Source organism: Vibrio sp. MACH09 (assembly GCF_033238805.1).
Classification (GTDB): Bacteria; Pseudomonadota; Gammaproteobacteria; order Enterobacterales; family Vibrionaceae; genus Vibrio.
On the sequence record NZ_BSFZ01000002.1, the window covers coordinates 148,793 to 163,089 of the forward strand.

Here is a 14,297-nt window from a genome sequence, read left to right on the forward strand (position 1 = left end):
ATATCAACATCTTACATTAAACTCTCGATAATTAACACCAAGATAAGATCCGATCATAGATCATACAGTTAGATCTAATTCACAGATTGACCAATCTCGATTGAGTAATATATTTGTATTATTTAATACACGAGAAATCGACAGCAATGAAAGACCTACGGCATCTTCGTTTAACTACTTTCCTCAGCACTATTCATTTTAGTGCTAACTCTCTCGCCGTGGATTTCGTGTTTCTTAATGAAGCCACGCTTAAGAAGAACCGTGCAGTTTTACAGTCAGATAACGCGAGTAATTCTATGAAAGGTGCATGCAGTCGTCTTATTAAAGAAGCAGACCTTGCTGGTCCATTTACGGTTACCGTTAAAGGTATGACACCGCCAAATGGCAATAAAAATGATTGCATGAGCATTAGCCCATATTGGTGGCCCAATAAGTCAAAGTCACACGGTCTACCTTGGGTACGCCACGGTGGCAAAACAAACCTCGCATCCAAAACGACAGAAACGGATGTTGGTCACTTTGCCGTCAAGAAGAATTTAGCTGAAGTATGGACTCAGCGTGACATCGAATTGCTTTACCCCAAACAATAAAACCCTAAAAAGGCGGCGTACACGTACGTTGCAACTTTGTACAACAGTTTATCTACATTGGAAAATTCTATGAACTCAAGAAAACAAGTTACTTTAGCCGTCGCTACAACCCTTTTTGCAGGCTCTATTTCCGCCGCATCGTTAGATTTTCGCCAAGAATACAAGCATGATTCTGAAGATTGGGCTGGCCGTATTAAAATCGGTGGCAATACAGGAAACCATTACTACGGAGTGGAAATGAAGCACAGTGGTAATTTAAGTGAACTTCAACGTAGTGACAGCGAGTTCGAGTACGGTTACCACTTTGACCTTGATGACCAATGGCGCGTCTCCACTTCGATGCCTATCACGTTTGGTGACAAGGCCGTGACATACAAACCTCAGGTTCGTGTTCAATACAAGTTCGACTCTGGCATTACTACTAAACTTCGCTATCGTCATGAATTTCGCAATTATGCATCAGGCACCACTTCAACAGGTCTAGATGGTGAAGAACACGATTTTCTAGATGCAGGTAAAATCACAGGTAACATCGAATACAATTGGAATTCATGGCAATTTGGTTTTGAAGCCAATTACAAGGAAGACTTTTTCAATGATACTTGGAACTTAGGTAATCGCGATGGTAAGTACGAGTGGGATTATAATTTTAAGTTAGGCTACAAAAATGGCGATTCAAATTGGCGTCCATACGTTGAGTTTGGCAACGTTCAATGCAATAGCACTTGCACCGACAGCGCATCGCGTCAGTTGCGTAGTCGTGTCGGCATTACCTACAGCTTCTAATAATCTCAAAAGTCCTTTCAATAGCCAGCCTCGATGCTGCCTATTAGCGCCAGTGTACTTGCTGGCGCTTTACTTCCACACTATTCACAAAAATTAAACGCTTCTAAATTAGAAAAGAATGCAGGCAAAAGCCGATACTAGACTCTGTCTTACTCGCAGGGTGACGCTCTTCGCGCTTTCAGCAATTAAACCCTAAAGGTAACTCGGATAGTCGTGTGCAACCAGTACAATTAGCATTCTAAATACAGGGCTGAACATGTTAATTTGAAACACTCAGATTATTACAATACGAATATTAATTCGTTGCCATATATAACCAACATATATGTAATTACAAAAGTCATTACAAAAGTCATTACAAGGAAGAGTGTCAATTTCAATTAGTTCATCCTCAGAACAAACTGATCAAACTCCTTATTAACACATTGACACTTCAAGCAAATAAATCATATGCTTACCCCGCACTAGCAAAATCCAGTGTCGGGATTGAGACCTCGAATTTATAACCATCGGCGTGTAATAGCTAGCTAAATGCTAGTTTTGTTATATGCGGCTTTAGCTCATCTGTACATAGTGAAATTGTCTAAATAGACGGCAATAAACTAAATTATGGTGGGCTGGGCGGGGCAACCTTCGGGTTGGCCGTGTCGATGGTGCGGTAGTCTCAACCCCGTTCAGTTCACCACCCAAAGATTGAGACCTTTGCGTGGTGTTAATAGCATGAATACAACCATCGGAAGTCTCTATGACCCAATCAACGAAATCCCAATCAGAACCTGATTTTTACCTTCAAGCCGAAGATTTTATCTTAAACGCCAGTACCAACAGCAACCTAGATAATGGCACAGAGAACGAGATCCGCTTGTTTTTGTTGACCTTATTGAATCACTACAAGCAGCAAGATTTAGAGTAGCTTTGAATGAGCAAAGCACCGAAGAGGCAATTCTCGGTGCTTATTAGGATAGAGCTAAGCTAAAAACTATCCCAGCCTGTGTTTAGTGTTATTGATTTTAAGTGGAAATAAGTGGGCGTCTTAGTCGCCCACTTTTATATTTACTCGTCGCTAACAACTCGTGAGTTGTCAGGAACAGTCAGCTCTTTTGTTAGTGCGGGTGTCGCAATGAGATAACTCATCCACATTAACGCTAAACAACCTAGAACAACGTAACCAACAGCAGATTGAGCAACAGCCGCAAATGTGGCGACTAATGCACTCGCCAAGCTACTAATTCCAATCTGTAAGCTGTTTTGTAACCCAGCAGCGGTTGCTGAACAGTGCGATGCACTTGATAAAGCCCGGTTCACTACAATAGGATATAAAGCGCCGTTAGCAGAGGCGAGTAAGCAGAACGGAGCTAAGATTGGCCATACACTGGTTAGTTCCCACTGACATGCTGTAAAAACAAGCAGTATTGCGACCGTTTCCAATCCTAGTAGCTGCTTTAATACTGCTTCATCACCTAGTTTAGCGACCAATTTCTTACCTATATAGCCACCCAACATAAATGCGATAGTTTGTGGAATAAAGCTTAATCCGATGCTCTTTGCTGAGTATCCTAGTTGGTTCATAATCTCCGGCATACCAGTTAGGTAAGCGAAGAAAGCGGCAGAAGTCACTGAGAATAACAGCACATTACCGACATATTTTCTTGAGCTAATAAGGCTTTTTAGATCGGCACCAATAGACGGTGGCGTTACGTCTGTTTTCTTATGTTCTTTCATAGACAGAGTAACGATCGCTAATAGAACACTAGTAATGGCTAGTACCACAAAGATACTGTGCCATCCCCATAATTCAGTCAATAGCACACCTAATTGAGGAGCTAGTGCTGGAGATAGAGCAACCAGTGGCATGATGGTAGCAAAAATCTGCTGACGGGCTTTTTTATCGAATTTGTCAATCACCATAGATTGCCAAATAACAGCGGCAGCACTGACACCTATAGCTTGCAACGTACGTAATGTCAGTAATTGCCATACCTCTTGGCTCCACGCGAGCCCTATTGAAGCAATAGTAAAAATAGTCAATCCAGCAAACAGCGTTTTACGGTGTCCGAAACGGTCACTAGCTAACCCCCATAAGAATTGGCCTAGCCCCATACCAACTAAAAAGACCGTTAATGATAACGCAACTTGTTCCGGCCCAGTGGCAAAGTCTTGTTCAATCAATTTAAACGCAGGCAAATACATGTCGGTAGCTATAAAACCTAACATGGATAACGCAGCAAGATAGATAAGTTGTAGTTTAGATATTTTCATTAATATTCCTTGAATATTTTTCACAGGAATGAGTTGGCGCCAGCCCATATTTTTTGGTGGACTGCATTCTATTGTTGGATTTTAAAAAAATAAAACGTTATATTTTGTAGTTATCTATCAAAAAATTTGAAAGCTATAATATGTATTCTCGTTCATCGTTAGAAATGCTTGATGTGGTGGCTCGATTAGGAAGTTTTAGTGCCGCGGCAGAGACTTTGCATAAAGTCCCTTCTGCGATTAGTTATAGCGTGAGGCATATAGAACAAGAGCTTGGCGTTAAGCTGTTTAACAGATTACCGAGAAAGGTTGAATTAACCCCCGCGGGCGAAGTCTTTATGGTCGAAGCAAGACAAATGCTGCGTAAAATGGATGAGCTTACGCACCAGACGCGCCGTACAGCTCTTGGGTGGCAAAGTAGTTTAAAGTTAACATTAGACGATGTGGTTCGAGTTGATAAACTACCGAAACTCATTGAAGACTTTTATCAAGAATTTGAATTTGCCGAGCTGCAAATCAATATGGAAGTCTATAACGGTTCTTGGGAAGCGATTTCCCAGCAACGTGCGGATATTGTTATAGGAGCGACAACCGCTATTCCGGTAAGCGGTGATTATGGCGTCAAGAAAATAGGCCGGTTGGATTGGGCCCTAGTTATGTCACCTTCCCATCCATGTGCTCATCCTGCGCATTTAGATGAAGCTTTCGTTAGCCAGTTTACCGCTATCTGTCTTGATGACACATCAAGGATGTTGCCTAAACGTCACAATGAGCATTACCCAAAACAGAGACGATTATTGCTGCCCAACTGGTTTACCGTAATCGAATGTTTAAAAAAGAATGTTGGGATTGGGTATATGCCGAGACATATAGCGCAACCACTTGTTGATTCTGGCATGTTAGTGGAGCGTACTTTGAATGGCGCTCAACTGCCAAGTGAGTGTTGCTTAGTGTGGAGAAAGCACGACAATCATAACTTATTGGATTGGATGGTAAATTATTTAGGTGATGAAACGAAATTGTATCGGGACTGGTTAAAATAATAAAATGAATTGAAGTCACCATACCATCCGACACTTCTATGATCGGAGATTCTTTTTCCTTTGCAATCTGTTCATCGCGGCTTAAGGTGCCTGTTCTTGCAAGAACTTCGTTTTTTGTGTGATGGCAAAAAGAGAAATGTGATATATGCTGTATGTTTTAGTTGCTTATGATACGTTGATTAAATGATCTGGATAGCCTTAATAATCATAATCGCGATATGCGTATTCGTGCCAAACCTGTGGGTCAAGCATGTGATGGAAAAGTACAAACAGCCCGCTGATCGCTACCGCGAGCAAGGAAGTGGTGCTGAACTTGCACGTCATCTGCTGGACAGCAACGGTCTGGGCGACGTCGAAGTAGAAGAGACCTCTGCCGGTGATCACTATGATCCCGCCGCAAAGGCTGTGCGTCTGACGCCAGACAATTATTCAGGGTACTCCCTAACTGCGGTGACTGTGGCCGCACATGAAGTAGGACATGCCATTCAGGATTCACGTAACGAGGCATTGTTCCTGACCCGACAGAAACTCGTGAAGGCTGCCGTTGTCGGCGAGCGTATTGCTGGCATGATGTTAGTGGCAGCTCCCATTGTCCTAATGCTAACTCGCCTGCCACAGGCGGGAGCTCTAATGATAGCGATCGGCGTTGTTTCAATAGCACTAGGTACCTTAGTGCACCTAGTGACCCTTCCAGTTGAGTTCGATGCCAGTTATGGCAAGGCGTTACCGCTCCTGAAGGAAGGTGACTATCTGCACGATGGTGACCTGAAGCATGCGGAGAAAATTCTCAAGGCGGCGGCGCTGACCTATGTCGCTGCATCGTTGACCAGCCTATTAAACTTAGGGCGATGGATCGCGGTGCTCCGTCGGTAGTGGTTGCTTGATCCCATAGGCTAGCGAGTGAGGTGCCATAGAGCGGGTTTTCATCCGCACGTTTGTGCCCCATTATGAGTTTCGCTTAGTTGCAGTCGCTGGAACTACAGCCCAAGTTTGCACTAGCTGTTCTAATCTGAAAGTTGCTACGATTCTTACCAATCAGTTATGTATTCTCAATAAACATGGTTAGGTAATTCGGGCAAAACGCAAGTCTCGCCCCCACTACTTATTTAATGTCGTTGAATCAGCTTTTAGGCATTGCCATCAGCAAGAAACCTGTTAGAACGCGACTTTCCGAACCAATGGATTTGACCGATTTTTCCACTAACTCCCTACAGTGTTCCTTTTTCAGTTTTAGCTTGCCAACTGCAAGTGCGCCCGCGAACTCAAGGGCTGCATAACCAAACGGATACTTATGTCTAATAAAAACCTTGTAGAGAAACTCTTTCATCAGTTCACTTAAGTGATGATCGGACGAATAATCCAATTCTGATGGTAGGCTTGCACGAAGAATGCAGGCTTGCAAAATATCATCGTTAAACCTCAAGAAGTTCTCTGGGGAAATGATTACAGATTGATAGTTTGTTGGCCTTAAACATTTTTCAGGATCTGCGTGTTCTCGCGCTGTTTGTAGCACTGCGGCTATGGTTAGAAGCGTAGCGCTTTGCGTAATACTGTCAATTTTCTTATCAAACTTGTCATCAAAAAATACGAAACCTTCGGTAAGTTTTAATGAATCACCATTAGCATTGGGCAGCAAGCTGGAGCTAGATTTCTCAATACAATCAGATAGTGCTTCGTAACATGTTTCTACTTCATCGGACTCAATTGTATTTAATGGTGATGTGCTTTCAGTTTGAGCTTTTGCTGCCAATTGTACCAAGTCACCCCATGATTTTTGGATGTTATCTGGTCCCAATGGCAATACTTTCCATACTGAAAAATTGTAAAATCTCGGTGTTGCATTGCGAACGAGGAATTGCTTAAGCTTTTTCCAAGACTCCATGCTTTGGGGTAGCCCAATGCCTATTAAAAAGTGTCTGGGAATGGTTTTGCTTTCATATTCCCGAAGGTCTCGACTAATTTGTCTCAGCTTTCCTCCGTCACCTGCAAATGCCGTGACGACAATAACTCCGGTTGCATCTTGTAAATCTTCTTTTTTTATATCCGGCCATTTCAATACCGATGGAGATTCTCCATTACCACTGGCGTTTTTAATAAACTCCGAGGTTTTTTGAGCTAAAAATTCAGACGCGCCGTCATCACTGAATATTACGGTATCAATAGACGAGGATAAAGACCACTTTAACTCTTTGTCCAACCAGTCATTAAACTTGTCACTGGTGTGAAGATGTTCTGGCTTGAGGCTTAGCAATGGACTCTTTCCAATTTTATCAACATGTTGATTAATTGGGTTGATGCCTGATATGCAGAAGTCTTCGAGGATATCCCGAAGGTGTTTAGGCTTGTGGGGGATGCCCACGGTCACTTGTTTAGGGGGTTTAGCCTTATATGAGAAATGTTCACCCACTAACTCTATATCAGTTTCATTACCATCAACATTACTTACTCCTTGTAACAAGCATGTTGAAGACAAGTTGATAAGCACATGTGATATGGAGGATCTTACTTCTACATCAATCAGGGTAACGATTTTGTCTTTACAGAAACCTCTGCTCACTAGATCTGTGGCCATTCCGCCTGAAGTCGATGCAGAAATCACAACAAGGTAGTCGTCACTGGGTAAATTAAGCTCTTTTAAAAAATCGTAGGAATGGTAGCTTTCAATATTAGCACTACACTCAGCGGTTAAAGCAGCTTCTTTTACAATAGAGTAAATACCCATGGTATCTATATAGATTGTTTTAATTTTGAGCCAATCTGCATTTTCAACTAAGGTTCGTAATCCGTTAGCGACGAACTGTAGTTCAGTTTCAGTGGCAGCAATATCTCTCGACTGTATAAACATTTTACTGATGCGGCCAGATGGGTGTTTGAATGTGTGTCCTGCAGGCGCAATATGCAGAACATTATTGCGCTCAGCAAGCTTACGCAGACCTATTGAGTAAAAATCAGCTACATCCTTTGTCTGAAGTGACAAGGAGTGGGGCGAGCTAGTATAACCTTCATGTATTTTAAAAGTGCCATCAGTAAGTTCAATAAAGTATAGGGCTTTGGTGAAGCACACGTTGTTTTTCGACAAACGATCCAAAAAACTGTCTTGTAAATCTATATTTTCCCAATGTTGAAGGCAGTCATTGATTTTACCGGAAGGTACGTAAATAACGATGCCGTCGGGAAGGGTATCACTATTTTTTAACGCTTTTTCCAAAGCTGGATAAAAGCTAGATGGATCTTGCCAAGCTCCGTCTCCAAGATAAGCACATAGAATGTCAAATTTTTGATCATCAAGACCTTTTTCTGCGTTAAAGTAAAGTACGTTGTCCACTATCTTTCCTTAAGGGAACCAAAATCGATACCACTGTTCCTGAAGTGGACCCAAGACTTTTGTTCGTCCAGTTGTCAAAATTCATCAAATATTGGGTTTGCTGCTGTTTCGCGGCTTCTAGAGATTGCTCTTGCGTCCAAAATCCATGCTTGTCTCTGTCAAAGCAGTTGAATAAACACTGGTTCCCAGACCGAATTCTTATCAATCCCCCTACTTTACTTAGCTGATTTAAAATCGTGGGGTAGCCGTTGCCTGCGCCACTTTCAGATTTAGTAGAGAAATTTTTTCCAATACACTTTATCAGAGCATCTTTCTCGGAGGCTGCGTCAATGCTTGTTCCAAAGGCCCTTCCTACCAACCCCGGACCGGTATCAAAAAAGCTCACCTCCATACAACGCAGCGTTTTCTTGGTTCCGTCTACGCTCGTTACAACATTGTCGTTCCAATACTTACTTAGTCTTGGATGCCCTATAAAGTCTTTTTCATATGTCTCGCTTGATTGGTCTTTCCATGAAGCAATCATCCCCTCTACATGTTCAATGTAAGGTCTACCGTGCTGGTCTCTAAGGGCATGTTCTTGCGTATTTTTGAAGAGCTCGCAACCAAAAATACCAAAGGCTTCAATTAGGTCTCCCTCTAAATGGTTGAACTCTCGCTGATTAATTTGTTTAAAAATAGCCACCATAGTTTTTGTCATTAATGAACTATCTCTTACCGCTTGGCTATTTTTGTTTGAAAACAGAGGAGACAAATACTGTCTTTCCGCACCGCTGATACAACATAAGTCGATCGAACGTCCACGGACTATTTCTGCATAGTGCTGATTATCGGAGGCAATCATTTTGTCTTTTGCTGGCAAAAGAGCTTTTCGCCTAGAGATAATTTCATTGTTTATGTTAATTGATTTATTTAGTCGCACCGACGTCAAGCCCGGAGCATAACTACACAGCTCTTGCAAAACAATTTCAGTATTAGATGAATTCTGCAACACCAAGACTTTTTCAGCAGAATTACGAGCAATAGAGACGAGAGCCTGTAATCTAGCTGCATCTTTTAAGGCTCCGTGCCTTTTCGATATAGCCTCTGAAGAAAGTTTTACCGTCTCACGACGCTCTACTTTCTTAATGACGTTCTCCATGTCATCTATTGACTCTAAAGGAGACTCTTTCAGTCGTTCCATTTAATTGTTCCAAACAATTTATCTATCCCCATTGTCACAGTATTCCACTTCCCTTTCAGTGAGATAATTCAAAACTCCAGATTTCAAATAATAATTGTCCAGAACCTTCACAGTGGGCACTGTCTGAAAAGAAAGTGCCCCAAAACTTTTTAGATCAAATACTCATTCACATACTATTAATGAGCATTAGCCTGACAAAAAATCATCCATTTTAATGCTGTTCACAGTGAATCCCCGTAATGTATTACGGGGGTAAATTCCACCTAACTTCAACTGTTCCACAGTATTTTATTCAGATAAAAAATGATCGAACTGAATTTCTCGGAAGCGATTAAGTATGTTTTTAAACTTGAGCTTAAGTATTTGAGGTTTTATGTCTGCACAGTTATTAGTAATTTTATCATTAAGGATTCGGACTAAACTCGTATGTTCATTCTGAATAGTTAATTCGAACCGACAGGAGTAACTCTTTATCAAGTTGTTTTTTACTCCATACTATAGTGTTTGCAACACTTTGAGGTCAGCGATTTCATTAGGTATAGATTCAGGTATTACTTCAGAGGCGAACTTTTCTGAAGAGTAAGAAAGACTTGCCTCAACTCCGAGATGCATAAAGGAAACGAAAAAACTAAGACTCGTAATAAATCGCGCATTTTATTTCCATATGTTTCATATAACATTCATCTTATGTAGTATGTTGTATGTTGTATGTTGTATGTTGTTTAACTGTCAAAATCTACCTGAATTTTAGCTATGTCAAACTATGATTTTTCTTCTCTAAATGATAAAGAGTTCGAAGTACTTGCAGCGGATCTGCTTTCAACTGTATTGAATGTAAGAGTCGAAAGATTTAAACCCGGTATAGATCAGGGTGTTGATGGTAGATTTTTTGTCTCCGATGAGCAATCAGTCATACAGTGTAAACACTGGATGAAATCCGGTTTAAAACAACTTAAGAATCACCTTAAAAGAGTAGAATTTGATAAAGTCGATAAGCTTAAACCTGCTAGATATATACTTGTTACATCTTTAGAACTGTCAAGAACGGACAAAAATGAGATACAAAACATCTTTTTTCCGTATATTAAATGTCCTAATGATGTTTGGGGAAAAGAAGATTTAAATGATCACATTTCGAAGCATCCGATATTAGAAAGAAGACACCATAATTTATGGATGACTAGCAGTTCTGTATTAAGCACGCTACTTAACAATGCAGTTTATGGTCGTAGTAATTTTATACTCAATGAAATTGTGGACAAGTCAAACTTATATATAGAAACTAGTTCGTTTAGAGAGTCAAAGAGAAAGCTAATTGATAATAATAGCCTTATTATAAAAGGGGCTCCCGGCATTGGTAAGTCCACTCTGGCAGAGCAATTGTCTAAATACTTTGCCGCTATCGGCTATGAATTCGTATACATAGAAAATAGTATAAAAGAAGCTGAAGATATTTTTAACCCCAATGAACCTCAGGTTTTTTATTATGATGACTTTCTAGGTAGAAACTTTCTTATGCAAATAGACGATAATAAAGATTCTCATATAGTGAATTTTATTAAAAGGGTAGAAAGAGCTAATAACAAAAAGTTTATTTTGACTACCAGAACCAACATCTTAAACAGAGGTAAGCAGTTAAGTGAACTTTTTGAGAGAGAAGGGTTAGATCAAAAAGAATATGAAATATCAATACAAAATATTTCTTCAATGGACAAGGGTAAAATACTATACAACCATATATGGCACGGAGAGCTAAACGAGCAAAAAATAGAGCAGATATACAAAGATGACCGATATTTGCAAGTTATTAATCATAAAAATTTCAATCCACGATTGATCTCTTTTACTACAGAGTTTAGTAGGGTTGAGCATATCCCTGATGGTTCGTATTGGGAATATATTAGCAATACACTTAAGAATCCTAAGGATGTATGGAGTTATGCGTTTAGAAATCAGCTTAGCGATATTGGTAGATACCTTGTGATGACTGTGGCTCTTAACGGAAAAAAAGTAACCGAAAATGAACTTATTCAAATTTTTAATCAAATAGTTGGAAGTGATCTCTATCCTAACTGTGATGTATCATTTACTGAAACGATTAGACATTTAATAGGTTCTTTCTTAAATCGAAATGCACATTCTGAATCTTATGTTAGTTATGACTTATTTAATCCATCAATAGCTGATTTTATTTATAGCGAATATACTTCAAACTATAAGCTAATTTATAAAATACTTAGAAACTTAAAGAACAAAGAATCAATAGGCAATATAAGTAGTATGGTTTATCAATCCTTAATTAAAAAAGAAGACTATAATCAAATTATGCTTCTGTTAATTCAGGATATCTGTCAAAGCAAAGATGCGTTAGATCTGTATGAATCTGAAGTTTTCTATAACTTTATATTAATTAATGATTTTGATTCATTACCAAAGATGTTTATTGATAGGCAACTTGTTAAATTCACCAGTGAGTTCAGTTTTAATAGAGAGTTTTCATCAAAAAGGCATGTCGAAGTTATGAGATTAATGGCTAAATACGGTTATTTCTCTGGGTATGCTAATGAGGTTATGAGTACTTTGCAGTCCTTATTTCAATCGGGACACCTTTTCACAGAGTGCTACTTGGAAGTTTATAAAATGTTGTCATCTATTGAAGATATTACTGAAGAGCACATTTCTAATTTCCAAGAAAATGTATTAACTCAAGTTTCAAACTATATAACTGAAATGGTTATCGACAATGGTGTATGTGGAGATTGCTATAATCATTCTGAATTTGACTTTTCTGATGTATATTCTTATTTAGAAAGTTTTCTTCCAAGGATTGGAATTTTCTTAACTAGTGATGAAATTAATGACTTGGCTTTTTGTTGTGATGAAAATGAAGTCATAGACCATAATCGAAGTTCAGAAGGTGATTATGAAATAGTATATGGCCGCGATGGAATAGAAGATAGTGATTTTCTTACGCATATAAAAGATATAAACGATTATTTTGAAAGAGCATAAGACTTGATTTTGTGCTATATGTTTTAAGGCATTTTAGCAATACACCTAGCTGTTCTTAGTAGATAACTAAGTGTTTTTACATCTGTCGGTGCACTTATTTCGAGTAAACCAATTCCAATTAGGATTTTGTTAGGTGTTAAGTAATTGCCTGTTGGTGTTCTTAGCCTTTTACCAATCATTTCTAAGCTCTCCCACTTTTCAGCACGGTGTATTCTTGCTCCCTGACCTTAACCATCCTCATCAACCGTTTACACTCTGGAGGAACTGGTATTCCGTTATCCCAACCTTGACGGTCTTCACTACTTTAAAGCGAAGCTCTGCGGTCTCTTCGACGATCAAACGGCACTCATAAAATCGAAAAATGAAATTTTGGTCATTACATTGTATTTCATCTATAAATCCTTCATATATGAAAGATTTATAAGATACAAGTTTCTCAGCGACGTTTGATATAAATGAACAAAGTGTGAACTGTAAGAAGGCGTATCAACCTGCAATATTTACCTTACAAAAAATAGTTCAGTAACTGCTAATTCAGAGAGGTCGCTGACACGCTTTTGTCCAGTTGCAAGTTACAACACTTGAGATAATGGAAAATGGGGAGAGTTGACGCAAGCTATTCGCTTTCTTGTTGAGGAAGGCTAAACGACTCATGGAGCTTGTCATCACTTTTCACCCCTGATTCACCTAGCGTGAGCTATAAATTTGCCCAAATGATTAGGGTGAATTATGTTTTACAACAAAAGCAGTATAAAGATCGTATTTGCGGCTGGGCTCGTTGCCTTGCTCGCAGGGTGCAGTTCTTCGGGCTCTCAGCAAGAGTATGCCAACAAAAAAAATGAAGTCACTGTCCCTAAAAAATGGCAATCAACCAAGGCGTTTGCCAATGGTGACTTTACTGACCAACTATTACAATTGGTCAATCATGAGTCCGTGACTAAGTTGGTTCATGAAGCTTTAGCCGCAAACTACGACCTACGGTCTACCGCCACTCGGCTCAAACAATCTCGTCTGTTGGAGCATCAAGCAGAGATAAAGAGTGAGCCCTCTTTAACCACCAGCTATCAAGCCTCTAGAGCAAAGCAGGGCCGCATAACCAACTCGCAAACCTTGTCGGTCAATATGAGTTGGGAATTAGATGTATGGGGCCGACTGGCTGACGCTTCAGACGCGGCATCAGCAACCTCCAAAGCAAGTGAACTTGATTATCTTTACGCTCGAAACTCTTTAACCGCAAGGGTTATTCAAGCTTGGCTCGATATCAACTACCGCGCACAAATCATTGCCGTTGAGGAGCAATGGGTGACCAGTTTAGTACACACCGAAGAAATCATCCTTGAACAGGTGCTTGATGGTGAAAAAGAGCAAGCTGATCTCGATGCGGCCAAAGCCTCTACCGAGAAAGTAAGAGCAACATTAATCTCAAGAAAACAGAGTCAAGCAATCGCGATTCGAAACCTGAATGTTCTGAGAGGCCAGTCTGAAGATGAGCACTCTGAAATCACCTTCGAACCCATCTCTGTCTCAACGCCACCGATCGCCGTTTTAGGGGACGTTATTGGCTCAAGGCCAGATCTCATCGCCGCTTATCAAAGAATCATCGCAGCAGATAAAAACACCTCGGTCGCTTATAAGGAACTGCTTCCTAAGTTCACGCTTACCGCCTCAGCCAGCCGAACAGGAAAAACCATGAATCAACTGTTAGACAGTTCCTCGGCATGGAACTTAATTGGAGGAATCACTGCACCGATATTCAATCGAGACACACTTAAAAACAGTGCCAAGATTTCAGAATTGGATGCCAAATTAGCTTATCTCAATTATCAGAAACGACTGCTCAACGCGCTTACAGAAGTTGAAAACGCCTTTGATAAAGAGGTGTCACTGAAATCTCAAGAGTACCACCTAAGCAAAGCTTACCAACACTCCTTCGCCAGTATGCGCAATTATCAGTACCTCTATCAGGATGGGGCTAGCGGAGTACTGACACTGTTGGTTGCTAAACAGTCCACCTTTCAAACAAAAATACAGTTATTAGAAACCGAACAAGCCCGTTTCTCCAACCGAATTACCCTTGGACTTGCTCTAGGAATGGGAGTGTAGAT

The 14,297-nt window shown here is 40.2% G+C and carries 10 protein-coding genes; 7 read left to right on the plus strand and 3 right to left on the minus strand.

The window, feature by feature from the left end; all coding sequences use genetic code 11:
• Positions 1 to 146: 146 nt before the first annotated feature.
• The 3 genes from CHJ_RS15895 (at position 147) to CHJ_RS15905 (ending at position 2,289) form a co-directional block, all read left to right on the plus strand.
• Positions 147 to 590, plus strand: coding sequence for a hypothetical protein (locus CHJ_RS15895; RefSeq protein WP_317918255.1), 444 nt, complete (start codon positions 147 to 149; stop codon positions 588 to 590).
• Between the two features lie 69 nt (positions 591 to 659).
• Positions 660 to 1,376 carry an oligogalacturonate-specific porin KdgM family protein gene (locus tag CHJ_RS15900; protein ID WP_317918256.1) on the plus strand — a complete coding sequence of 239 codons (717 nt, stop codon included), beginning with the start codon at positions 660 to 662 and terminating at the stop codon, positions 1,374 to 1,376.
• Between the two features lie 745 nt (positions 1,377 to 2,121).
• Positions 2,122 to 2,289 (plus strand): hypothetical protein, encoded by a 168-nt coding sequence (locus CHJ_RS15905; protein WP_171751534.1) that lies wholly within the window; start codon positions 2,122 to 2,124, stop codon positions 2,287 to 2,289.
• A 140-nt stretch (positions 2,290 to 2,429) separates the two neighbouring features.
• Here the strand turns inward: CHJ_RS15905 and punC are convergent, their stop codons facing one another.
• Positions 2,430 to 3,635, minus strand: coding sequence for a purine nucleoside transporter PunC (punC, locus tag CHJ_RS15910; RefSeq protein WP_171751532.1), 1,206 nt, complete (start codon positions 3,633 to 3,635; stop codon positions 2,430 to 2,432).
• Positions 3,636 to 3,775: 140 nt separating this feature from the next.
• Here punC and punR point away from each other — a divergent pair, with 140 nt between their 5' ends.
• The gene (gene punR / locus CHJ_RS15915) at positions 3,776 to 4,675 is read left to right on the plus strand and encodes a DNA-binding transcriptional activator PunR (protein ID WP_317918257.1); all 900 of its coding nucleotides are present in this window, start codon (positions 3,776 to 3,778) and stop codon (positions 4,673 to 4,675) included.
• Between the two features lie 183 nt (positions 4,676 to 4,858).
• Entirely contained in the window at positions 4,859 to 5,548 is a 690-nt protein-coding gene (locus CHJ_RS15920; protein ID WP_317918258.1) for a zinc metallopeptidase, read from the plus strand.
• A 247-nt stretch (positions 5,549 to 5,795) separates the two neighbouring features.
• Here CHJ_RS15920 and CHJ_RS15925 read toward each other — a convergent pair whose 3' ends face one another.
• Together CHJ_RS15925 and CHJ_RS15930 are read right to left on the minus strand one after the other, a co-directional pair.
• Positions 5,796 to 8,000: a hypothetical protein gene (locus CHJ_RS15925; RefSeq protein ID WP_317918259.1), complete on the minus strand. Its 2,205-nt coding sequence runs from the start codon at positions 7,998 to 8,000 to the stop codon at positions 5,796 to 5,798.
• Positions 7,978 to 9,180, minus strand: coding sequence for a hypothetical protein (locus CHJ_RS15930; RefSeq protein WP_317918260.1), 1,203 nt, complete (start codon positions 9,178 to 9,180; stop codon positions 7,978 to 7,980). Before CHJ_RS15930 ends, CHJ_RS15925 begins: the two co-directional genes overlap by 23 nt.
• A 753-nt stretch (positions 9,181 to 9,933) precedes the next feature.
• Between CHJ_RS15930 and CHJ_RS15935 the strand changes: the two genes are divergently transcribed.
• Together CHJ_RS15935 and CHJ_RS15940 are read left to right on the plus strand one after the other, a co-directional pair.
• Positions 9,934 to 12,192, plus strand: coding sequence for a restriction endonuclease (locus tag CHJ_RS15935; protein ID WP_317918261.1), 2,259 nt, complete (start codon positions 9,934 to 9,936; stop codon positions 12,190 to 12,192).
• 729 nt (positions 12,193 to 12,921) lie between these two features.
• Positions 12,922 to 14,295: a TolC family protein gene (locus CHJ_RS15940; RefSeq protein ID WP_317918262.1), complete on the plus strand. Its 1,374-nt coding sequence runs from the start codon at positions 12,922 to 12,924 to the stop codon at positions 14,293 to 14,295.
• The last annotated feature ends 2 nt before the right edge of the window (positions 14,296 to 14,297 follow it).

What these genes read in the sequence shown, in the direction of transcription:
- CHJ_RS15895 (WP_317918255.1), top strand. Translation starts at nt 147, where the DNA reads ATGAAAGACCTACGGCATCTTCGTTTAACTACTTTCCTCAGCACTATT.
- CHJ_RS15900 (WP_317918256.1), top strand. Translation starts at nt 660, where the DNA reads ATGAACTCAAGAAAACAAGTTACTTTAGCCGTCGCTACAACCCTTTTT.
- CHJ_RS15905 (WP_171751534.1), top strand. Translation starts at nt 2,122, where the DNA reads ATGACCCAATCAACGAAATCCCAATCAGAACCTGATTTTTACCTTCAA.
- punC (WP_171751532.1), bottom strand. Translation starts at nt 3,635, where the DNA reads ATGAAAATATCTAAACTACAACTTATCTATCTTGCTGCGTTATCCATG.
- punR (WP_317918257.1), top strand. Translation starts at nt 3,776, where the DNA reads ATGTATTCTCGTTCATCGTTAGAAATGCTTGATGTGGTGGCTCGATTA.
- CHJ_RS15920 (WP_317918258.1), top strand. Translation starts at nt 4,859, where the DNA reads ATGATCTGGATAGCCTTAATAATCATAATCGCGATATGCGTATTCGTG.
- CHJ_RS15930 (WP_317918260.1), bottom strand. Translation starts at nt 9,180, where the DNA reads ATGGAACGACTGAAAGAGTCTCCTTTAGAGTCAATAGATGACATGGAG.
- CHJ_RS15935 (WP_317918261.1), top strand. Translation starts at nt 9,934, where the DNA reads ATGTCAAACTATGATTTTTCTTCTCTAAATGATAAAGAGTTCGAAGTA.
- CHJ_RS15940 (WP_317918262.1), top strand. Translation starts at nt 12,922, where the DNA reads ATGTTTTACAACAAAAGCAGTATAAAGATCGTATTTGCGGCTGGGCTC.